General features: G+C 41.2%; 18 protein-coding genes, 2 tRNA genes, 2 rRNA genes, 4 pseudogenes and 1 riboswitch (1 of these 27 running past the window's edge). Of the genes and pseudogenes, 7 read left to right on the top strand and 19 right to left on the bottom strand.

What is annotated here, in order from left to right:
* Positions 1-7: 7 nt before the first annotated feature.
* Positions 8-1782, bottom strand: a pseudogene (locus M5V91_RS20770) (ribonuclease YeeF family protein).
* A gap of 212 nt (positions 1783-1994) precedes the next feature.
* On the opposite strand from M5V91_RS20770, the gene M5V91_RS20780 reads away from it, so the two are divergent.
* Both M5V91_RS20780 and M5V91_RS20785 read left to right on the top strand, forming a co-directional pair.
* Positions 1995-2351, top strand: coding sequence for a YwqH-like family protein (locus tag M5V91_RS20780; RefSeq protein WP_251175688.1), 357 nt, complete (start codon positions 1995-1997; stop codon positions 2349-2351).
* A 16-nt stretch (positions 2352-2367) separates the two neighbouring features.
* On the top strand, positions 2368-2664 hold the full coding sequence (locus M5V91_RS20785) for a YwqI/YxiC family protein (RefSeq protein ID WP_217027770.1): 297 nt from the start codon (positions 2368-2370) through the stop codon (positions 2662-2664).
* A 91-nt stretch (positions 2665-2755) separates the two neighbouring features.
* Here the strand turns inward: M5V91_RS20785 and M5V91_RS20790 are convergent, their stop codons facing one another.
* From M5V91_RS20790 to M5V91_RS20810, 5 genes are all read right to left on the bottom strand, one after another.
* Positions 2756-4405 (bottom strand): pyridoxal phosphate-dependent decarboxylase family protein, encoded by a 1650-nt coding sequence (locus M5V91_RS20790; RefSeq protein WP_251175689.1) that lies wholly within the window; start codon positions 4403-4405, stop codon positions 2756-2758.
* A 270-nt stretch (positions 4406-4675) separates the two neighbouring features.
* Positions 4676-5533, bottom strand: a complete 858-nt coding sequence (locus tag M5V91_RS20795; protein WP_284521485.1) for a methyl-accepting chemotaxis protein — start codon at positions 5531-5533, stop codon at positions 4676-4678.
* A gap of 8 nt (positions 5534-5541) precedes the next feature.
* The gene (locus M5V91_RS20800; RefSeq protein ID WP_284521486.1) at positions 5542-5874 is read right to left on the bottom strand and encodes a hypothetical protein; all 333 of its coding nucleotides are present in this window, start codon (positions 5872-5874) and stop codon (positions 5542-5544) included.
* A 51-nt stretch (positions 5875-5925) separates the two neighbouring features.
* Entirely contained in the window at positions 5926-6636 is a 711-nt protein-coding gene (locus tag M5V91_RS20805; RefSeq protein WP_009336217.1) for a hypothetical protein, read from the bottom strand.
* Positions 6637-6691: 55 nt separating this feature from the next.
* Entirely contained in the window at positions 6692-7060 is a 369-nt protein-coding gene (locus M5V91_RS20810) for a hypothetical protein (protein WP_009336220.1), read from the bottom strand.
* Positions 7061-7174: 114 nt separating this feature from the next.
* Positions 7175-7261: riboswitch (cyclic di-GMP riboswitch) on the bottom strand.
* Between the two features lie 404 nt (positions 7262-7665).
* Between M5V91_RS20810 and M5V91_RS20815 the strand changes: the two genes are divergently transcribed.
* Complete coding sequence (locus tag M5V91_RS20815) at positions 7666-8850, top strand: DUF4317 domain-containing protein (RefSeq protein WP_009336221.1); 1185 nt, start codon at positions 7666-7668, stop codon at positions 8848-8850.
* Positions 8851-8973: 123 nt separating this feature from the next.
* Positions 8974-10332 carry an IS1182 family transposase gene (locus M5V91_RS20820; protein ID WP_284521487.1) on the top strand — a complete coding sequence of 453 codons (1359 nt, stop codon included), beginning with the start codon at positions 8974-8976 and terminating at the stop codon, positions 10330-10332.
* 236 nt (positions 10333-10568) lie between these two features.
* On the opposite strand, the gene groL is transcribed toward M5V91_RS20820, so the two are convergent.
* Entirely contained in the window at positions 10569-12200 is a 1632-nt protein-coding gene (gene groL, locus M5V91_RS20825) for a chaperonin GroEL (protein ID WP_009336288.1), read from the bottom strand.
* 61 nt (positions 12201-12261) lie between these two features.
* On the bottom strand, positions 12262-12546 hold the full coding sequence (groES, locus tag M5V91_RS20830) for a co-chaperone GroES (protein WP_009336289.1): 285 nt from the start codon (positions 12544-12546) through the stop codon (positions 12262-12264).
* A gap of 317 nt (positions 12547-12863) precedes the next feature.
* Here groES and M5V91_RS20835 point away from each other — a divergent pair, with 317 nt between their 5' ends.
* Together M5V91_RS20835 and M5V91_RS20840 are read left to right on the top strand one after the other, a co-directional pair.
* Positions 12864-13589, top strand: coding sequence for a CPBP family intramembrane glutamic endopeptidase (locus tag M5V91_RS20835; protein ID WP_009336290.1), 726 nt, complete (start codon positions 12864-12866; stop codon positions 13587-13589).
* A 46-nt stretch (positions 13590-13635) separates the two neighbouring features.
* Positions 13636-13839 carry a YdiK family protein gene (locus tag M5V91_RS20840; RefSeq protein ID WP_019382369.1) on the top strand — a complete coding sequence of 68 codons (204 nt, stop codon included), beginning with the start codon at positions 13636-13638 and terminating at the stop codon, positions 13837-13839.
* Between the two features lie 21 nt (positions 13840-13860).
* Here the strand turns inward: M5V91_RS20840 and M5V91_RS20845 are convergent, their stop codons facing one another.
* From M5V91_RS20845 to moaC, 3 genes and pseudogenes are all read right to left on the bottom strand, one after another.
* The gene (locus M5V91_RS20845) at positions 13861-14301 is read right to left on the bottom strand and encodes a redox-sensing transcriptional repressor Rex (RefSeq protein WP_369425906.1); all 441 of its coding nucleotides are present in this window, start codon (positions 14299-14301) and stop codon (positions 13861-13863) included.
* Positions 14298-14503 (bottom strand): annotated as a pseudogene (locus M5V91_RS30640) (winged-helix domain-containing protein). The gene M5V91_RS20845 and the pseudogene M5V91_RS30640 overlap by 4 nt, the downstream one beginning before the upstream one ends.
* Positions 14504-14530: 27 nt before the next feature.
* Positions 14531-15012, bottom strand: a pseudogene (moaC, locus tag M5V91_RS20850) (cyclic pyranopterin monophosphate synthase MoaC).
* 190 nt (positions 15013-15202) lie between these two features.
* On the opposite strand from moaC, the pseudogene M5V91_RS20855 reads away from it, so the two are divergent.
* Positions 15203-17124, top strand: a pseudogene (locus M5V91_RS20855) (ABC-F family ATP-binding cassette domain-containing protein).
* Between the two features lie 228 nt (positions 17125-17352).
* Here M5V91_RS20855 and tsaD read toward each other — a convergent pair.
* From tsaD to M5V91_RS20895, 8 genes are all read right to left on the bottom strand, one after another.
* Entirely contained in the window at positions 17353-18381 is a 1029-nt protein-coding gene (gene tsaD, locus M5V91_RS20860) for a tRNA (adenosine(37)-N6)-threonylcarbamoyltransferase complex transferase subunit TsaD (protein WP_009336295.1), read from the bottom strand.
* Positions 18381-18830, bottom strand: a complete 450-nt coding sequence (gene rimI, locus M5V91_RS20865; protein WP_009336296.1) for a ribosomal protein S18-alanine N-acetyltransferase — start codon at positions 18828-18830, stop codon at positions 18381-18383. Before rimI ends, tsaD begins: the two co-directional genes overlap by 1 nt.
* 18 nt (positions 18831-18848) lie before the next feature.
* Complete coding sequence (tsaB, locus tag M5V91_RS20870; protein ID WP_009336297.1) at positions 18849-19553, bottom strand: tRNA (adenosine(37)-N6)-threonylcarbamoyltransferase complex dimerization subunit type 1 TsaB; 705 nt, start codon at positions 19551-19553, stop codon at positions 18849-18851.
* On the bottom strand, positions 19550-20005 hold the full coding sequence (gene tsaE, locus M5V91_RS20875; protein ID WP_009336298.1) for a tRNA (adenosine(37)-N6)-threonylcarbamoyltransferase complex ATPase subunit type 1 TsaE: 456 nt from the start codon (positions 20003-20005) through the stop codon (positions 19550-19552). Before tsaE ends, tsaB begins: the two co-directional genes overlap by 4 nt.
* A 207-nt stretch (positions 20006-20212) precedes the next feature.
* A tRNA-Asp gene (locus tag M5V91_RS20880) sits at positions 20213-20289 on the bottom strand.
* 3 nt (positions 20290-20292) lie between these two features.
* Positions 20293-20366, bottom strand: a tRNA-Met gene (locus M5V91_RS20885).
* Between the two features lie 42 nt (positions 20367-20408).
* Positions 20409-20525 (bottom strand): 5S ribosomal RNA (gene rrf, locus M5V91_RS20890).
* A 203-nt stretch (positions 20526-20728) separates the two neighbouring features.
* A 23S ribosomal RNA gene (locus tag M5V91_RS20895) occupies positions 20729-21028 on the bottom strand (it continues 2634 nt past the right edge of the window).

Consider the following 21028-nt stretch of genomic DNA (forward strand, 5'->3'; position numbering starts at 1 on the left):
TTTAATCTCAGATCATCCGGTAAAGACGAAACCCCACCCTCAAGTCTATAATTAGCCCAATTATTAAGTCGTCAACAAATGAATTATAATCGTTAGATGTATCTATTATTGCCAATAATTCATTATGTGCTTTAGTTGAACCTAACCCTCCATGAACACCGTTTGGATTGACAAACTTAACATCAGATATAGCTGTTCGTAAATCTTTAATCTCTTCAGCACTAATGTTCCAATGCTTAAATTGCGGAGCTCTTGAAACTAAGTGCCACTCGTGTAAACCTCCAGGCTCTCTAAGCTGACGTTCAATTTTCTTTCTAATCTTTTTATCTTTCCAAAGTTCATTTAGTTCACTACTTGTTAGGGAATTGAAGAATCTATTGAAGTTCCCACTCTTTGCAGTAGGTATATCATCGACAGTTAATTTGGTTCTGTCCTTTATATTTTCAGCATTATCAATTCTCTTTCCATCCTTCTTCCCCGGCAAAACCACATGGCCCTTTTCCTCTTTCAATATCCTGACAAGCGCATCAAAGTCTGCCTTATTGATGCTTTTCCGTATAACCTTGGTTCCTTGTTTTCGGACAACAGCCGCCAGCGACAGGTATTCGAGAATTTCAAGCGGGGTTCCATCAGCTATGGAGTCCAGTTCCCGTACTCCTCCCACGCGATCTTCTGGAATGGAATCAACGAACTCGTAAGCTTTTCCTTTTTCAGCATAGTACTCTCTGACGATCCGGCCATCATCATATAGATGGAACTTGCCGCCCTGGTTCTGACTGCCTATGCCGTGTTCATCTATAACTTCAACAGTCAGGATCTCTCTGCCGCTCAAAGAGGTGAATTCCTCTGGGCTGATTTCTTTATCGTTTAGCTTTGCCAAAGATTTCAAAGCTCTTAACTGATATTGGATGGTCTTGTTTTCGTAGTTACTCTGCCAGATAGCCCAAATGGAATAAGCACCAGGCGGCAGCATCTGACTCAGGGCAGTTATGCCCAGTTCTTTAAGGAATTCCGGTGAGCGCATGGAATTTCCTGCTTTATGCCTGATGCCTTCTAAAAGCTCTCCATAGATTGGGCTGGAGTGAAGCTGCTTAACGGAATAGCCGGATATACTAAGATTTCCACTCTGAAAGTGGCTGGAGATTTCATCGATGTAGGTCTGCATCAGGTGAAGATCCTGCTCAATTGGATCAAGTGCCAGTGTTTGCTGGCCGTCAAAGGTAATAAGGTCATCAACCGTATTTCGCCGGTGAAGTTCCGCTCTCCTTACATGTGCCGAAAACTCCCCATCCTGCAGGTGAGGGAGACTGACAATATCAGAAACTTTCTGCATCACCGCATTTGTCTCTTCTGTTAGGCTTGTGGTGATAGATTCTGTTTTTACCAGGCCCTGTGCCGCTTCTCCATCCAAAAGCTCTGACGGATGAATCCATTGCTTGCCGGCTCGAGCATCTGAAGTGAAGTAGCTATTCTTTTTAAAGTATTTTGATAGTCTGCAAGAAAACCTTCAAAAAATAAGAGAAAAGGAGAATGACATTCACGAAAAAAAGCCTGAATAGCGGCTGCTCCCTCTCCCCGAAAGGAGTCCTCAAGCGAAGTGATACCTTCTACATCACGTGCAATGTTTCTTATCTGCTCTTCTAAGGAGTACAGACTGGAATGAAGCTCCTTCAATCCGCTATGCAACTCCCGTGCATCTAATACCTTCAGTATAAATCGCCTCCTGCCATTCGACAACTGCAATAGAGGTACTTCTAAGAGCCCCTCACTAGCATTTTCCATAATTTATACTTTACACCAAAAATAAGAGTAATTTTATCACGAATAGGATTATTTTTACACTTTTGTATAATACAGTAATAATTACCCATCGACACAATAATCAAAATGAGAAAATCGTATCATTATTACATTATTTCCCTGTGATATAGTAAAATGGATTCTATTTTATGGATGTATAATATGAAAATTGCAGTATATAGAGGTGATTTTTCATGTCTTTAGGATATTACTACAGTTTATTGGCGAAGAAACAAAACAAGCTTCAGCGACTGCTGGCCTGTAAGGGAGAGCTTCAAGGAAAACAGCAGGAGTTTAACCACTATCGGCATACCGTCACAAAGCCGGATCTTTCTCCTTTCACCTGGCAGGGAAAGCTGGCAGGTGAATTTGAGGACATCCGGTTTGAACAAATGCTTGCGAGTTACACTGACATCGAATCAAATCAGTTTCTTGAGGTGTTTTCAGCCATAGACCGGAAGCTGCAGCAGATCCAGCAGGAAATCTATTCTATCAAACAAACGATTGCTTCCCTGGAAGCGCAGCTTGCAGCGGAGAGGTCGAAGAAATAATAAGGAGGTACTGAGAATGGATACCGAGATTAAGCTAAGGATAAGTGATATAGAACAGGCACTCACCAACCTTCAAACCTCCGCTAACGGACTCCAGCCAACCCTTCCATCCACTATTGGGGAGAATAATGTCCTTGATTTCATCAATAAATTGAATGCTTTAAATAGGCAGCTTCAGCAGGTGACAGAGGCGTATAAATCTGTATTGCTGCAAAACGAAGAAACAACGCGACAATCCGTGCAATTCTTAGATGAATCGGATCGGCTGCTATCCAGGGGAATACATGGAGAAACTGGCAGAAGAATTCCGTAGCCATTACTATTAAACAAAGAAGAAGCTTCCCACAATCAGTTTATGGGAAGCCTCCATTAATATTTTCCAGCCTATTGCTGGATTTACTTCATTAGGAACCTATAATACTATACTTGTGATTTCTCATTTTCAGGAAAATCTCCAAGTGTTCTTTTAAGAATCCGACATAACGGTCGACCTCTTCTATCGTAGAGTAGGGAGAGATCGAGAAAAATTTATGTGCGTACACCGGCAGCTGCTTGTTTGAGTCTGCCGCTTCCACAAGTCGCTGCTTTTTTGTATTTCCAAAAAAGACAGTATTTCGTTCAGCACCAATTACCTCTGCAAACTCGTCATTAAATTGATTAATTTCCATTATTTCTTCCACAGGTAAATGTCCGTTCAATTCATTATCCCATTCAGTCTTTTCAGGGTAAAAGCGGAATGTTGTAATAGGAGAAATTTCATTCGTTACTGCCACATTCGAAACTTCTCTTGTTAACATCTCTCTAAATGCAATATTGACACGGATATAATTGGCCAAAAGCTCTTGATAGCCTTCCATTCCAAATGCTAATAACGATGCATAAATCGCCAAAGCACTTCCCATCCGCGAGCATTCCAGTGTGAAGCCTGTATGATAGCTGCCATACCCACGATTCCCAACATAAGGCGTTTCCGCTGCATCTAAGTCTACATACTTAAGATATTCTCTGTTTTTAATTAAAAATAAACTTGTGATATATGGGGTTTGTCCAAGCTTATGGAAATCAAAGACCATACTATCTGCAAGCTTTATCTGTTTGAACTTATGCTGATAGGATCTTAAAACCTTCTTAACATTGTCTTCAAATCTCAGAGGGTTGCTTTCAAAATCGTAATGGTTAAAGAAGGTATACATGCCGCCCATGGCCGAATCTGCATGGATATAGATCGGAAATACGCCATGGGTGCGTTCCAAGTCTTCTGCTATCCGCTTAATCCCCTCAATGTCATCAACCCCAAATGTATCAGTCGTTCCCATTGTGGCAAGTACATAAAGAGGAACACCGCCTTTGGCAATAACAAGCGCCATTTTCTCTTTTAAATCGTCGAGATTCATAGAATGATCAGCATTCGCTTTTATCCGAATCATGTTTTTCACGCCAATCCCTGCAGCTTCTACAGACTTATACAGACTATAGTGTGATAGCTCTGAACAGAAGCAATAGAGATTTTGCGGTACACCATTTTCATTTGAAGACGGAGCGTACCGTGCAATGGCAAGTCGCAAAGAATTAAAAACAGCGCCTTGTCCTCCCCAGGTTGTATACCCTGCACTAATGCTCTCATCGTATCCGATTAATTTGGATAGCATACTGGTTATTTCGATTTCTGCTGCAGCCGCAGCCGGTCCTTCCACATCCCAAAGATTGTTCCCATTGACCAGGACCATTACTAAGTTCCCGATCATACTGGCTATATTCGGAAGGGGCGCTGCGTTGGCTACATAATTTCGATTGACGTAGCGGTGTCCTTCTGCCAATTTAAGAAGCTCCTGAATCACTTGTTCTATCGGCACACCCTTTTTCGGAACATCGGCCTTTTCAATGATACGATTATAGTAATCCTCTGAGTACTCGGGCATTATTCCCAGTGTTAGTTTGTTGGGATCCTTTAACTCATCTATTTTCGTTAAGATCGTCTTAAAGTAAGACAATAATTCCTCTCTTTGGAGTTCATTCCCATCCATACTGGGAAATAACTTTTGTATTTCCTTCATCCTGTACCTCCTGGATGCTTTTTCTTGAAGCAGTTTTATCTAAAGATCCAATAAAAAAGTCCACACAGGTGGACAAATCAGTGCCTAATTAAGCCTTTTGGCAACCTTGCTGCCATAAAAATATTCCCTATTAAACAGAAGGAATACTGTAATATTTATTGATCCTTTCTTTTATAAGGACTAATTCGGGCATCAAAGGGAAGCTTCCCACAGGCTGCATTTACCTGAAAGAAGCACCTTTATATTAATCAGCCAGCAAAGCAACGATCTTTATACTGCTGCACTGAGCTTTTTATCAGCAATTTGACCATGAGCTGCCTCTGTTTCAGCACCATGATTCCATACAAATATTAACTTGTTTACATCATCTGTTAGCTCTACAAGATTCTTTGCTACCTGGACAAGTTTTTGCATTGCAGTCAGTTCATCATCACTAATTTCGATTAGCTCCTCAAACATTTCAACAGATTCCCGTGAGATTGAGGCAATCTCAACAATTGTTGCCATGATCTGCTGCGAAGCAGAAGATAATTCCTGTGTACTCGCAGAAGAGTTTTCATTATTTTCAGCAATAATTTTTGTAGTAGCCAGAATTTGTTTGAACATGGACCCAACTTCTACAAGGGTGGTATTTGTATCTTTCAATTCCTCTGTTCCCTGCTGCATGGAGTTCACGACTATCCCAGTTTCCTCCTGTATATTCTTTACAATGTTTGATACTTCAGAGGAAGACTGCCGTGATTGTTCGGCCAATTTTCGAACCTCATCAGCAACGACTGCAAATCCTTTGCCATGCTCTCCCGCACGGGCCGCTTCTATGGCCGCATTCAATGCCAATAAATTAATTTGTTCTGAAATCCCTGTAATCACTTTTACAATCGTGCCGATTTCATGAGATTTTTCTCCGAGTTTATTTATGGCATCAAATGTTATATTTACCGTTTGATTAAACTGATTCATTTTATCTAAGGAATCCTTTAGCTTCTCGTTTCCTTCCTGCGTCAGTTCTAAGGTAGTATTCGATTGTTCTGAAATCTGAAGGGATCTCACGGATAGATCTTCGATAGCCTGTGTCATTTCCTCCATAGATGCAGCACTTTCTTCTGTTGCTGCCAATTGTTTCGTCAACCCTCTGCCTACCTCATCAATTGCCGCTCTAACAATATCCGCTTTTTCAGAAGCATATTCACCGACTTCAGTAAGATTTTCACCTTTTTCATGAACATCTTTTGAATAGGAAAAAACTTTTCCCTTACAAGGCCGAAATAGTCGATTAGCCCATTAAATACAGCATGTTTAGAGCTTCGTTCATCAACCTTCGCTGCAATTTTACCTGCTGATAATTCTTCCATTCCATTTATTATTTCCTTATGAATATGGAGATGGTGTTTTAATGAAAAGTATCGATAGGCAAAAAACACCGATACTCCCATTAAAATAATATTGATGCCTAGCATAATCGCTTCCATTATAATAAATCCCCTAACATCTATTTAATTAAATTAGACTTTATATGTAATTTAAAGCTCTTTTATTAGGATATATGTTCCATCTGCTACATTTGCAGGAATACCACTCAGCTTATTATTATCCTGATATTTATGGACAATATAATTTCCTTCAGTATCTTTATATTTTTTCATATTATGATATTTTTCCATGACCCGTATTGATTTAGGGTTGGTTGCTTCACCTAAAACAGCCTTTAATCCTTGGGATGATGCTTTTGCGATTAATCTATTTCCTAGCTGCTGAATAATTTCATGACGATTATGTTCAGCTATTACGCCTAACATGAAAAGGTGTAATAGTTCTCCATCCTTGATTTCATGTCCATTCTGTTTTTTATAATCTTCCATAAAACGTTTATCTACATCTTCCAAAACACGGAGAATTACATTCATATCATAAAAAGAACCTTCAAATATGTCTTCTCCGATTATCTCAGGTGCATTTGTATCTCCCGCAAGTACACCGACAACTTTATGATTAGCATCCTTTGCAACTGCGCAATATCCCTGTTCAATCGTAGAGTCTAAATAATCCTTGGTAAATTGATAGAAATCCTCATAGCCTATATTCAATTGTCCTACCATTGGCTCCTGAACCCATTTCCCTGCAACCTCCACTCCTATGAATGTTCGAGCCAGACAATCAGCTGCTTTCACAATTAATTCTGGCTGATCCTTCTTTATAATTTCGTATGTATATAGCTCTAGTGTTGTTTGCACTTCTTTACTCCCTTTCAAATGTAAAATAATGATCCCCTAATCATTGTCACGAACATTAGATGCCATGAGGCACTTTATCAACAAACGTACCTGAGAACTCAATTCTCTCAAGTGCATTCCTGATTTGCACCTGCGCAATTTTAGATGACGGTTTTACTACAAGAATATCCTTAAATCCCAATGAAGAATAAAATTGCATTGTCTGTTCAAGCTGTGGAACCACCTTTGATGGGACAGGTGTTTGATGGGTCCCGTCTACAACAAATGTATAACTTTGCCTTGATACCTTACTAATCGTATCCTGTAAATCTATCATATAACCTTCCGCATCCTCCTCTCTCATTAACCCATGAACCTGTACATGAACTTCCTTTGCGGCCTCATTAATGGCCATTTTGTATTTTTTCTTATCTACAACTATCATCGCTGATCTCCTTTGCCTGTATTCTCCATCATTTTTGCAGCTATTTAAAAGGTGTCCAAAAAAAAGACTATCCCCAAATAGACAGGGATAGCCAAATAAACGTTCTTTATTATCCTTGGCAACCCGACTGTCATTACCCTGGAGGATTTTAGACTCGTAGCTTTGCGTCCTTACCTTTCGATAAGTTTGCCTTTTCAATTTTATTGAATATAGGACTAATTTCACGATTATATTTTACTATACTATTATAAAGAACTTGCCATTTTTTGTCGATACTTGTAATTTTTATTTCTGCATCCAATTTTATCTGGAAGAGTATGTCCCCATGTTAAAGAAATAAAAAAGGCTTCCCATAAGTTTAGTCAACTTATGAGAGGCCTCAATTAAATACCTTTATGTTAACAAAATATCAGCATTCTACATTCACCTCGCCAGCGCAAATTCGGCCGGTAAAAATCAACTTCATGCTTCTCAAATCTCCAGCCAAATTTAATTAACGTATCCCTTTTCAAAAAAGCGAAAATAAAAGAAATAATTTATAGAGCTGATGTATTTTGTTATTCTAGTAAATATGCATATTGGGCAGCTTAGGAGTGGATTTAACTGTGAACAAAAAAGACATCGCACAGATTCGGAAACAATTTAAATTAAATAATGACTTACTAAAGATCTCAGATATTTTTAATGTCTATATTATGAAGGAATCAAGTGAGATTTATCATTATGAAAGCCAGCCCTTTGAAATGCTGGACCAGGATCAGCAGGAGCTATTTATGGATAACTTCAAAAAGCTGCTTGGCGGCCAATTGGATGAAAAGCTCTTTGAATTAAAGTTTCAGAGGGATGCCGAAAACAGCAGTCAACTCATCCTGCATCAGGGATTGCTAAGCAGTGATGCTGAAGGCTGGATGGATCAAATGCTTCAGATAGTCGGCAAAATGCTGGGAATCCGGCAATATGAAAAGGATATTGTCGTTACATTCATTCGCGGGGAGTATCTTAAGCCAATGAAACGCCGCAACGCAGAAGCCGAGGAAAGTGAACGGGATGCCGTTTATTCTCATCCCTTTATTCTCTGCAGCATAAATAACACTCAAGAACCGAAGAAAGAATTGCTTTTTGACTATGTAGAAAAGGAATTTAAATATCATTTTACCGTTGATCCGATTATCAACCTCAAGGCTCCCATTTCAGGGTTTCTATTTCCTTGCTTTACCGATCATGCAGCTGATGTCAATCACGTCTTGTATTCAGCAGGCAAGGTACATGAGCCCGACTACCAGTTCATAGTGGACGTTTTAAACGGGGAAGAAACGATGACGGCGCAGGATGATAAAATCGTTTTTGAGGAAATTATTAAAGACGTAACAGGAGATCAGCTAAGCACAGCAACCCTTTCCAACGTATATGAAGAGATTAACCGTATGATCGTGGAAAACGAAGAGGATGAACCGCCGAAGCTGGATTCCAAAGACGTAGAACGCGTTTTAAAAGTGAGTGGTCTCGAAGATATTAATTCAGAAAAGGTCCAATCCGCTTATCAAAAAATCATCGATGATGACAAATATGAAATAAAGGCAACCAGCGTCCTGCCCAAATTTAATTCAAAATCAATAAAAATCAGCACGAAGGCAGCCAACATATCCATCTGCCCGCAAGATCTTCGATATGTAAAACAAGTCCATTTTGACGGCAAGCGCTATCTGATGATCGAAGTGGAAGAAGATACTGTGATTGAAGGCTTCACGATGATTCCCGAAACTTTTGGCGGGGGTTCGGACAAAGAATAAATAAAAAAAGGAATTCCCGAATAGGAATTCCTTCAGACTGTCGACAAACTCGATGAAAATCGTGCTTGTCTGCAGTCTTTTTTATTTTAAAATAGAAGTAATACAATGCTTGAGGTGATTTAAATGCTTTCAAAACATAATCCAATTCAACGGGATCAAATTGAAATGGTTGCTTTAGACGAACTTGTACCGGCGGACCATTTGGTCCGCAAAATTGAAGCGGCGATTAATTTCTCATTCATCTATGACTTGGTAAAAGATAAGTATTCAGAAAAAGGCCGCCCAAGTATTGACCCTGTAATATTAATTAAACTCACATTTATTCAATATACCTTCGGTATTCGCTCCATGCGTCAAACAATTGAAGAATTGAAAACGAATATGGCTTATCGATGGTTTTTAGGATATGGCTTTCACGATAAAGTTCCTCACTTCTCAACTTTCGGTAAAAATTATGAGCGCCGATTTAAAGACACCGATCTCTTTGAACAAATATTTTACCGAATCTTAAAAACCGCAGCTGAAAAGAATTTAATTAGTGCTGAACACGTTTTTGTAGATTCTACTCATGTAAAAGCGAGTGCAAATAAACGCAAATTTGAAAAGAAAGTTGTTCGAAAAGAAACCCGTGCTTATCAAGAACGCCTTCAAGAGGAGATTAACCAAGACCGCGAGGATCATGGAAAAAAGCCGTTTCCACCAGATAAGTTTGATAAAGAAGAATACAAAGAAATCAAGGAAAGTACAACAGATCCAGAGAGTGGCTACTATGTAAAAGATGAGCGTACAAAACAGTTCGCTTATTCTTTCCATGCGGCCGCAGACCGCAACGGCTTCGTGTTAGGCGCAATTGTAACCCCTGGTAACACGCATGATAGTCATATTTTAGAGCCATTGGTAGAACAAGTTATTGAGAAAGTTAGTAAACCAAAAGCTGTTGCGGCAGACGCAGCCTATAAAACACCTGCTATCACGAGCTACTTATTGAAAAACGACATCACACCTGCTTTACCTTACACACGACCTCGCACAAAAGAGGGTTTCTTCAGAAAACATGAGTATGTTTATGATGAGCATTTTGACTGTTACATTTGCCCAACTGGTGAGATATTAAAATATACTACAACTACAAAGGAAGGGTATCGTCAATATAAATCAGATCCTCGAATTTGTGCTGGATGCCCTTTCTTGTCTCAATGCACACAGAGTCAAGCACATCAAAAACTGATTCAACGTCATGTGTGGGAGGAACATGTGGAAGAAGCAGATCATCTTCGCCACCATCAAGACGTCAAACCGATCTATGAAAAACGCAAAGAAACAATTGAACGAGTATTCGCAGATGCAAAAGAAAAGCATGGCATGCGTTGGACAACCCTCAGGGGACTTAAAAAAATGTCGATGCAGGCGATGCTTACTTTCGCTGCCATGAATTTGAAGAAAATGGCCACCTGGACTTGGCAAGGTCCAGAAATGGCCTAAATGATAACCTCGGAGAGGTCTGCAATTCTCTGTAATTACTTGAAGTCCTACAAAAAATGAAAAAAGAGTTCGGAATGAGACTATTCCGAACTCTTTTTGTCTACAAACTGAAGGAATTCCCGAATAGGAATTCCTTTTTTGTTTGTTATAAACAGTTTTGGGAACAGCAGGACAAGAAAACCTGTACCTATGTCCTGGTGGATGATGCTTTAAAACGTTGGGTTCAACGCTTTAAATTACATCATGCCGCCCATTCCGCCCATGCCGCCCATATCAGGCATTGCAGGAGCAGCGTTTTCTTCCGGCTTGTCAGCAACTACTGCTTCAGTAGTTAAGAACATAGCTGCAACAGATCCAGCGTTTTGAAGAGCTGAACGAGTTACTTTAGTTGGGTCAACGATACCAGCTTCGATCATGTTTACCCACTCGCCAGTAGCAGCGTTGAAGCCAGTTCCAACTGCTTCGCGCTTTAAGCGGTCAACAATGATAGAACCTTCTAGACCGGCATTGTGAGCAATTGTGCGTACAGGCTCTTCCATCGCACGCAATACGATGTTAACACCAGTTGCTTCATCGCCTTCAGCCTGGATAGCAGCCACTTTATTGTATACGTTTAGAAGGGCAACACCACCACCGGAAACGATGCCTTCTTCTACAGCAGCACGTGTAGAGTTAAGGGCGTCTTCGATGCGAAGCTTGCGCTCTTTTAATTCAGTTTCAGTAGCAGCACCAACTTTAACAACTGCAACACCACCAGCAAGTTTAGCAAGGCGCTCTTGTAATTTTTCGCGGTCAAATTCAGAAGTTGTTTCTTCCATTTGAGTGCGGATCTGGTTCACACGTCCGCCGATTTGCGCGCTGTCTCCAGCACCCTCAACGATTGTAGTGTTTTCTTTTGTAACAACTACTTTAGTAGCGCGTCCTAAAGAGTCGATTGTAGCAGACTTAAGGTCACGGCCTAACTCTTCAGTGATTACTTCACCGCCAGTCAGGATCGCGATATCTTCAAGCATAGCTTTGCGGCGGTCACCGAAGCCAGGAGCTTTTACTGCTACCGCGTTGAAAGTTCCGCGAAGCTTATTCACAACTAGTGTAGCAAGTGCTTCACCTTCAACATCTTCAGCTACAAGCAATAAAGGCTTGCCTTGCTGTACAACTTGCTCAAGTACAGGAAGGATTTCCTGGATGCTTGTGATCTTCTTATCAGTGATTAAGATATAAGGGTTTTCAAGAACCGCTTCCATCTTATCAGAATCTGTAACCATGTATGGAGAAGCATATCCGCGGTCGAATTGCATACCTTCAACCACATCAAGCTCAGTTGTGAATCCTTTAGATTCTTCGATTGTGATAACACCATCGTTGCCAACGCGCTCCATTGCTTCAGCGATCAGCTGGCCAACTTCATTGTCAGCAGCAGAGATTGCAGCAACCTGAGCAATAGATTCCTTATTTTCGATTGGCTTAGAAATAGCTTTTAATTCTTCTACAGCTGTAACAACTGCTTTTTCGATTCCTTTGCGGATGCCCATTGGGTTAGCGCCTGCAGTTACGTTCTTAAGGCCTTCACGGATCATTGCCTGAGCAAGAACAGTTGCAGTTGTTGTACCGTCACCGGCAACATCATTTGTTTTACTTGCTACTTCAGCAACAAGCTTCGCACCCATGTTTTCGAATGCATCTTCAAGCTCGATTTCTTTCGCAATTGTCACACCATCATTGGTGATAAGTGGAGAACCGAATTTCTTCTCAAGAACCACGTTGCGTCCTTTAGGTCCAAGAGTTACTTTTACCGCATTTGCAAGGGAATCCACACCGCGAAGCATCGCGCGGCGAGCTTCTTCACTAAATTTAATCTCTTTAGCCATTGATAAAAACCTCCTCAAAAATTTTAGCTTTATTCTTTAATAATCTTCGTCTGATCGGCGATTAGCCAATTACAGCAAGAATGTCATTTTCGCGTAAAATTAAATACTCTTTGCCTTCGTACTTCACTTCAGTACCAGCATATTTTGAGAAGATGATACGATCGCCGTCAGCAACTTCAAGGGCAACACGCTCACCATTTTCAAGAACGCGGCCAGTTCCTACAGCTACAACTTTACCTTCTTGAGGCTTTTCTTTAGCAGTGTCCGGCAGTACGATGCCGCTTGCAGTTTTTTCTTCAGTTTCAACAAGCTCGATAATAATTCGATCACCTAGTGGCTTTAACAAGTGAAACAACCTCCTCAAATAATATGTAAATATTTTTATTTATTAGCACTCTCTCTGTATGAGTGCTAACACAATTATTATATTAATGAATCTCATTTCTATTTGCAAGGGTGAAGCTTAAATTTTTTAGAAAAAATTTCATTCGCCCATACACGCTATTTTTCGACACAGACAACCTCTTAAGTATGCTTCGGAACTCTTCACTTTACCCATAGTATTTTCCTGCTTTGATGCTGATATTTGAAACCCGCTCCTTATTAAGAGTACAATGGCTTTAGGACTTGTTTTCCAACACTCAGAATAAGGAGTATAACATTTTGAAGAAGGAATATTGGTTTATATTAATAGCTTATATTGCCATGCAGCTGTCCAGTTTGTTTGGCGTTCCGCTTGTGTTATTTATTGCAGATGCCCTTGGACAGAACCCCGAAAACATGCAGATCCTGGCTGTAGCCTACTGGCTTGTCATCAGTTTTACGGTTACACTGATCATTACGCTTCTATTATTAAGAAAAGAGATGAAAAAAGGCCTGGATAGGGATGCATCTTCCGCAGCAAGCTCAGCGGGCTGGGCAGTTGGGGGTATATTTTTGGCCCTGATCGCTCAAGCTACTGCTGCCAGCATTGAAAATATGATTGGGATTGAAATGGGATCTGAGAATACGCAGCAGATTATCCGGATTATTGAAGCATCGCCAATCGTTATCTTAATTAGTTCGGTCATTGGGCCAATACTTGAGGAGATTGTCTTTAGAAAAGTTATTTTCGGTTCTCTCCATAAGCGCTTCAACTTCTTCTTATCGGCCCTGATCAGCTCAGTCATTTTTGCACTTGCCCATTTCGAGCCTGAACATGTACTGCTGTACTCGGCAATGGGGTTCACCTTTGCTTTCTTATATGTCAAAACGAAGCGGATTATTGTGCCGATTTTTGCCCATGTGGCGATGAACACCTTTGTTGCGGTTATCCAGCTGAATCAGGATAATATGCAAAAATGGTTAGAAGAAATGGAAAAAATGCAGAGCTTTATCAGCTTTTTCTAGCATAGGGAAATGCTTTGCAGAGTTTTAAACTTACTGGGGGATTTTGATGAGAAGCACACCTTTGTTTTCAGGCTTTATTTACATCCTTCTCGGATGCCTTTTCACTTTTATAGCCATACAGAATATCCAGCATGAAGAAACCTGGGGATTCTTTACTTATTTTCTGATTATAATTGCCACATTCGATTTTGGCACCGGACTGCGGATGGTTGGCCTGCATTTTAAAATGAAAAATAAAATGAAAAAATGAGCCCCCAAAAGGCTCATTTTTTTACATTTCTTCCGGATAGTTTTTCAGAAAATAAACCAGTGACTGCAATTCTACTGCCAGATCGATATGGTGAATCCGAATCGAGGCTGGCACAGTGAGCCTCGCAGGTGTAAAATTAAGGATTCCTTTTATTTTCGCATTCACCATCCGATCGGTAATAGCCTGGGCAGGCGGTGCCGGCACCGTTAAAATCGCCACCTGAATATTATTATTTATAATAACTTCTTCAAGGTCATCCATATGATGGACCGGTACATCACCGATTTTCGTGCCAACCTTACTCTCATCAACATCAAAGGCTACTTCTATTTTGGTATTATTATTTTTAAGAAAATTATAGTTAAGAAAGGCTGTTCCTAAATTCCCTACCCCGATCAAAGCTACTTTAGTCAGCTCATCCTGGTCAAGAGTCTTCCGAAAGAAGCCCAGCAGGTAATTCACATTATATCCATATCCTTTTTTCCTAACGCACCAAAGTACGAAAAATCGCGGCGGATTGTTGCAGAATCTACCTTTACCGCCTCACTCAATTCTGCTGAAGAGACTCTTTGTTTGCCTGATGAGTGAAGGTTTTTAGAAAGCGGTAGTATAAAGGCAGCCGTTTAGCTGTTGCCTGCGGTATCTTAATTGGTTCATTGGCCATTCGTCCATCCCCATTTCTTATGATGAATTAATTTCTTTTAAAATCTCCGTTTTTTCCGCCTGTTTTCTCTATTAAAAAGGTTGGCCCAATCACCATTCCTTTATCTACAGCCTTGCACATGTCATAAACGGTCAGCGCACAGACAGAAGCGGCTGTTAACGCTTCCATTTCCACACCCGTATTTCCCTTCGTTTTTACAGAAGCAGTAATGATCAGGACATACTCTTCCTCTTCCGCCTTCCATGAAAATGAAATGTCCACGCCCTTAAGCGGCAGCGGATGGCACATCGGAATAATGTCCCATGTTTTCTTGCTCGCCATAATGCCTGCAGTTTGTGCAACAGCGAGTACATCCCCTTTTTCATAGAGTTGGATGTTATCTTTTCGTATATCTCCTGATTAAGAGTAATACTTGATTGAGCAATGGCTGTTCTTGCCGTTTCAGGTTTATCGCTGACATCCACCATTTTTGCCCTGCCCTCTTGATTAAAATGAGTAAAATCCGCCATTCAAAACACCTCTCTTCAAAATCATACACTATTTTTCTGTTACTTTGTATGTGCTTTGTATTGTTCCTCACATATTTATTTGCCTTTTGTCTTGATTGAATGCCCTGCAGAAGGGATTATAGTCCTGTCTCCTTTATTGCCGAACATATATGAATGAGTTACACTTACTCTATACCCGAGGTGAAAGAACATGATACTATTACAAGTCAATCAGCTGGCGAAAAATTTTGGCGCTGATCCCATTTTAACCAATATAAAGCTTGAAGTACAAACCAGGGACAGGATTGCGCTAGTAGGGCGCAATGGTGCAGGAAAGTCCACCCTTTTGAAAATTATTGCCGGACAAATGACATATGACTCCGGTGAGATTATAAAGCCAAAGGAAGTAACAATTGGCTATCTTGCACAAAATACCGGCCTGGAATCAGAGTTATCCATTTGGGATGAAATGCTGACTGTTTTTAGTCATCTGCAGAAGCAGGAAAAACAGCTTCGCAGCCTTGAAGAACAAATGGCAGACCCTGATATCCTAAATAACTCTGATGCCTATGAACGCATCTTAAAAGAATACGACAAGCTTCAGGTTGATTTCAAAGAAAATGGCGGCTATCAATATGAGGCAGATATCCGTTCCATTCTCCACGGACTCAACTTCAGCTCAATGGGCTATGACACTAAAATTTCATCATTGAGCGGCGGACAGCGTACCAGATTGGCCCTTGGTAAACTTTTGCTGACAAAGCCTGATATCTTAATACTGGACGAGCCTACCAACCACCTGGATATTGAAACATTATCATGGCTCGAACAGTACCTGCAGGGATACAACGGTGCCATTCTAATCGTATCCCATGACCGATATTTCCTTGATAAGGTCGTTTCCCAGGTTTACGAGATTTCCCGCCGCCAAATAAGAAAGTACCCAGGAAACTACAGTTCCTATCTCGATCAAAAAGCGGCTAACTTTGAAAGAGAAATGAAGCAATTCGAGAAACAGCAGGAAGAGATCGCTAAGCTGCAGGATTTTATCCAGCGAAATCTTGCCCGTGCTTCCACAACCAAAAGGGCACAAAGCCGCAGAAAGCAGCTTGCCAGAATGGACGTGATGGACAGGCCGCTGGGAGACGAGAAATCAGCTTCTTTTGGCTTTGACATTGAACGGCAATCAGGCAATGAGGTTTTAAATATTCATTCTCTTGCTATTGGCTATGAAGAGATAGTGAGCGAGAATATTTCACTGCGACTGGCAAGAGGTGACAGCATTGCACTGGTGGGGCCCAATGGAATTGGCAAATCCACCTTGCTCAAAACCATCATCAAAAAGATCTCTTCTTTTTCCGGGGAGATACAGTACGGTTCCAATGTGACAATTGGCTACTATGACCAGGAACAGGCGGAACTCACCAGCAATAAAAGAGTCCTGAACGAATTATGGGATGAATACCCGCTAAAACCGGAAAAGGAAATCCGGACAATACTTGGGAACTTTCTTTTCTCTGGTGATGATGTTCTTAAAACTGTTTCAACACTGAGCGGCGGTGAAAAGGCACGTCTTGCGCTTGCGAAGCTTATGATGCAGAAAGCCAATTTCTTAATCCTCGACGAGCCTACAAACCATTTGGATCTGGATAGCAAAGAAATTCTTGAAAATGCATTGATCGATTATCCTGGAACGATTCTCTTTGTATCTCATGACCGATATTTTATCAACAGAATCACAACAAAGGTAGTTGAACTTTCCAGTATTGGGGCAACAGAGTATCTCGGCGATTATGATTATTATGTGGAAAAAAGCAGGAACAAGAGGAACTGCTTGCACTTAATGAGCAAGATGAATCCACGGCATCACAGCCTGTTAAGCAGGACAAAAATAATTATCAGCAGGATAAAGAAGCCAAAAAGCTCGAACGCCAACGAAAAAGAAGAATGGAAGAAATTGAAGAGCAAATAGAAGGATTGGAGAAAGTAATCGATATGAATGACCAGCTTCTCTGTGATCCGAATGTTTATCAAGACCATGAAAAAGTGATGGGTATCACAAATGAAACTGATCAAGCAAAAGCTAAGCTGGAAGAATTGATGGAAGAATGGACACTTTTAGCTGATGATTAATAAAAGAAAATTCATAACTTTTAGACTGGTAGAATAGTCACTGCCAGTCTTTTCTATTATCCACAGAGATAATCACAAGAAAAACGCAGTTATATATACTCTCCACAGACTTTTCCACATTATCCACAATTTAAACTGTTTTTATCCACATTACCAACATAATATTCTGAAATAAATGATTTTATCCACAGAAAAAGCCCCCTATGCGGTCGGGGACTTTTTCCTAATTTATTTATCATTGTGGATAGTGATGTCCAAACCGGGATTGGCATTTAAATCAAGTCCGGCGAATTGTCCTTTTTCAAACAGCACACTTCCTGCTGCACCAATCATCGCTGCATTATCTGTGCATAATGTTAATGGCGGAATAATAAGCTTTATCTCCGCTTTGTCCCCAAACCTCTTTTCCAAAGAAGCTCGAAGTCCTTTATTCGCCGCAACTCCGCCTGCGAGCAGCAGCTGCTTCACCTGATATTCTTCAACAGCTCTTTCTGTTTTCGTTACTAAGACATCAATGACACTTTCCTGGAAGCTTGCAGCAAGATCTTCCGGCACAATGGTCTCACCACGCTGCTCAGCATTGTGAACAGTGTTGATAACGGCAGACTTTAAGCCGCTGAAGCTAAAATCGTATGAACCTTCTTCCAGCCATGCTCTCGGAAGCTGAATGGTCGGGTTCCCTTCATGAGCGAGTCTGTCAATGTGAGGACCGCCTGGATATGGCAGATTTAATGTCCGGGCAACTTTATCATATGCCTCTCCTGCAGCATCATCCCTTGTCTCTCCAATCACTTGGAAATGGCCATGCTCCTTCATATAGACAAGCTCTGTATGACCGCCTGAGACTACCAGGGACAGTAATGGAAATTCCATTTCTTCAACCAATCGATTGGCATAAATATGTCCAGCAATATGATGCACGCCTACAAGAGGGATACCATGAGCAAAAGCAACTGCTTTAGCGGCATTAACCCCGATCAGCAGCGCGCCTACAAGGCCAGGTCCTTCAGTCACAGCAATTGCTGAAAGATCTGAATATGTAATGCCTGCCTTATATAATGCTTCTTCCAACACTATAGTTATCTGTTCAACATGATGGCGGGAAGCGATTTCCGGAACTACTCCCCCAAAACGTTTATGGCTTTCTATTTGGGATGCAACTATATTGGCTGAGATTTCACGGCCATTCTTAATGATGGCAACAGCCGTCTCATCACAGCTTGTTTCAATCCCCATGATCCATTGATCTTTATTCATTATAAATTCACCCACATTACTAAAGCATCTTCTTGATTATCAGTGTAGTAGTTCTTCCTTATGGCTCCATTTTGAAAACCAAGCTTTCGGTACAAGGCCTGAGCTGTGAAGTTAGATACCCTTACTTCCAGAGTCATCGTGATGGCCCCCATTTCAGACGCAATCTCCATTAACTTTCGCATAAGAGCTTCTCCAAGCTTTCTCCCGCGATATTCAGGGAGCAGCGCAACATTTGTGATATGAGCTTCGTCCACTACGATCCATGCTCCACAGTAGCCTATAACTTTATTTTCTTCTTCTAAAACAACATACAATGCAAACTGATTTTGTGTTAATTCGTTAAAAAAGGCTTCCCTGCTCCAGGGTGTTGCAAAGGACTTATGTTCTATTTCCAAAACATCATCAATATCCTCTTCATTCATAAAACGGAAAGTTAAGGATTTATTCATACGTTCGCTTCCTCATCACTATAGCTTTTTTTCTTGGTTTGCTTTTATCCAATTGGCTTCAGCTTCCGCAATCCTAATATAATTAGGAACAAAAGAGTGAACTTCCTCAGGCTCTCTGTCTCTGCCTAACAAGGCAAGTTCTGCCGGCCTTGGATTATGTTCTGCAGGCGAAGCGTACACCGCCAGGTCTCTAAGGGATTCTGTAAATACCTCTTTATGTAAAGGCAGATCATTCCCTATAAAAAGGACCTTCTCTTGCTGCTCAGAAAGCATTGCTGCCCAATCTTTTGCAAGAAGGAGCTGGTCTTTCATAAGAGATGCTAACTGCCCTTCCTTATATTGATACAGGCCAGTATATATTTGTCCTCTCCGTGCATCAAACAAAGGAGATATGACGCCATTAAAGTATCTGCCTGCCGAAGCCGCATAAATTTCCAGGCTGGATACCCCAACCAGCGGCTTATTTAAAGTCCAGGCCAGAGTTTTTGCAATTGTAACCCCAATTCGGACGCCTGTATAGGAGCCAGGTCCTTTCGCAACAACAATTTTATCTAACTCAGCTGGCGTAACACCACAATCTTTCATTAAGATATCAATAGCCGGCATAACACGAACAGAGTGATTCTTTTTGACATTGGTAATGTACTCGCCTATAACCTGATCACCATCCAGAAGAGCTACTCCCAAAGGGTAATTGGATGTATCTATGGCTAAAACCTTCATAACATAATCTCCTTACACAATTCCTCATATCTTTTTCCCCGGGGTTCCAGGACAAGCTTTCTTGAGTCATTATCATCAAGATATAAATAAATCGTCAATAACTCTTCGGGAAGCTGTTCTTTAACTAGATGAGCCCATTCTACAACTGTGACCCCATTGCCTTCAAAGTATTCATCAAACCCCAAATCCTCAAAAGAATCTTCAACTCTATATACATCCATATGATACAGGGGCAATCTTCCTTGGTATTCTTTAATAATCGTAAAAGTGGGGCTATTTACATTACGGGTAATATTAAGTCCTTTTGCCAGCCCCTTGGTGAATGTCGTTTTTCCTGCGCCCAAATCTCCTTCCAGAGCAAGGACATCCCCCGGCTGGAGCAGACTGCCCAGCCTTTCCGAAAACGCCATCGTATCCTCTGGCTTCTTTGAGATAAACTCAAACTGACTCATATGTTTCATCACCTTTTATGGTTTAATCTATAAAGAAAAAAACCTTAGGATAAATCCTAAGGAGAATAATCTATATGTAGTTTACCTTATTTTGCAGCAATGGGCAAAGTAAGCTATTTTCATTATTAATGGAATATAAGCTGAGGATAAAAAAGAATAAAAAAAAGACGAAACCAGGTTTCGTTTGACGTTTTTAATATTAGAAAATGGCGGTCCGGACGGGACTCGAACCCGCGACCTCCTGCGTGACAGGCAGGCATTCTAACCAACTGAACTACCGGACCAGATTGCGGGGGCAGGATTTGAACCTGCGACCTTCGGGTTATGAGCCCGACGAGCTACCGAACTGCTCCACCCCGCGATAATATTATTTGTGTGATTTTTCGTCACAATTTGTTTTTCCGCCCGGCAGCGTCCTACTCTCACAAGGGGACAGCCCCTAACTACCATCGGCGCTGAGAAGCTTAACTTCCGTGTTCGGTATGGGAACGGGTGTGACCTTCTCGCTATCGCCACCGGACTATGTAATTGAAGAAACTTCGTTCCCTCAAAACTAGATAATGCATGAAGAAGCATTTGCCGAGTATTCACCAATGACTTGTCTAGCTTCGGCTCCTAACTTCTCGGCCGTTTCGATCCGTCCCTCCAAATCCCAAAACCAGGATTTGAATGGCCGGCTCTCCAACGTCTCTCGAAGTTGAACAGTCGCCTCCGCTTTTCGTTTTGGTTAAGTCCTCGATCGATTAGTATCAGTCAGCTCCACATGTCGCCACGCTTCCACCTCTGACCTATCAACCTGATCATCTTTCAGGGATCTTACTAGCTTGACGCTATGGGAAATCTCATCTCGAGGGGGCTTCATGCTTAGATGCTTTCAGCACTTATCCCTTCCGCACATAGCTACCCAGCGATGCCTTTGGCAAGACAACTGGTACACCAGCGGTGCGTCCATCCCGGTCCTCTCGTACTAAGGACAGCTCCTCTCAAATTTCCTGCGCCCACGACGGATAGGGACCGAACTGT

The sequence above is a fragment of the Cytobacillus pseudoceanisediminis genome (assembly GCF_023516215.1).
Lineage (GTDB): Bacteria > Bacillota > Bacilli > Bacillales > Cytobacillaceae > Cytobacillus > Cytobacillus pseudoceanisediminis.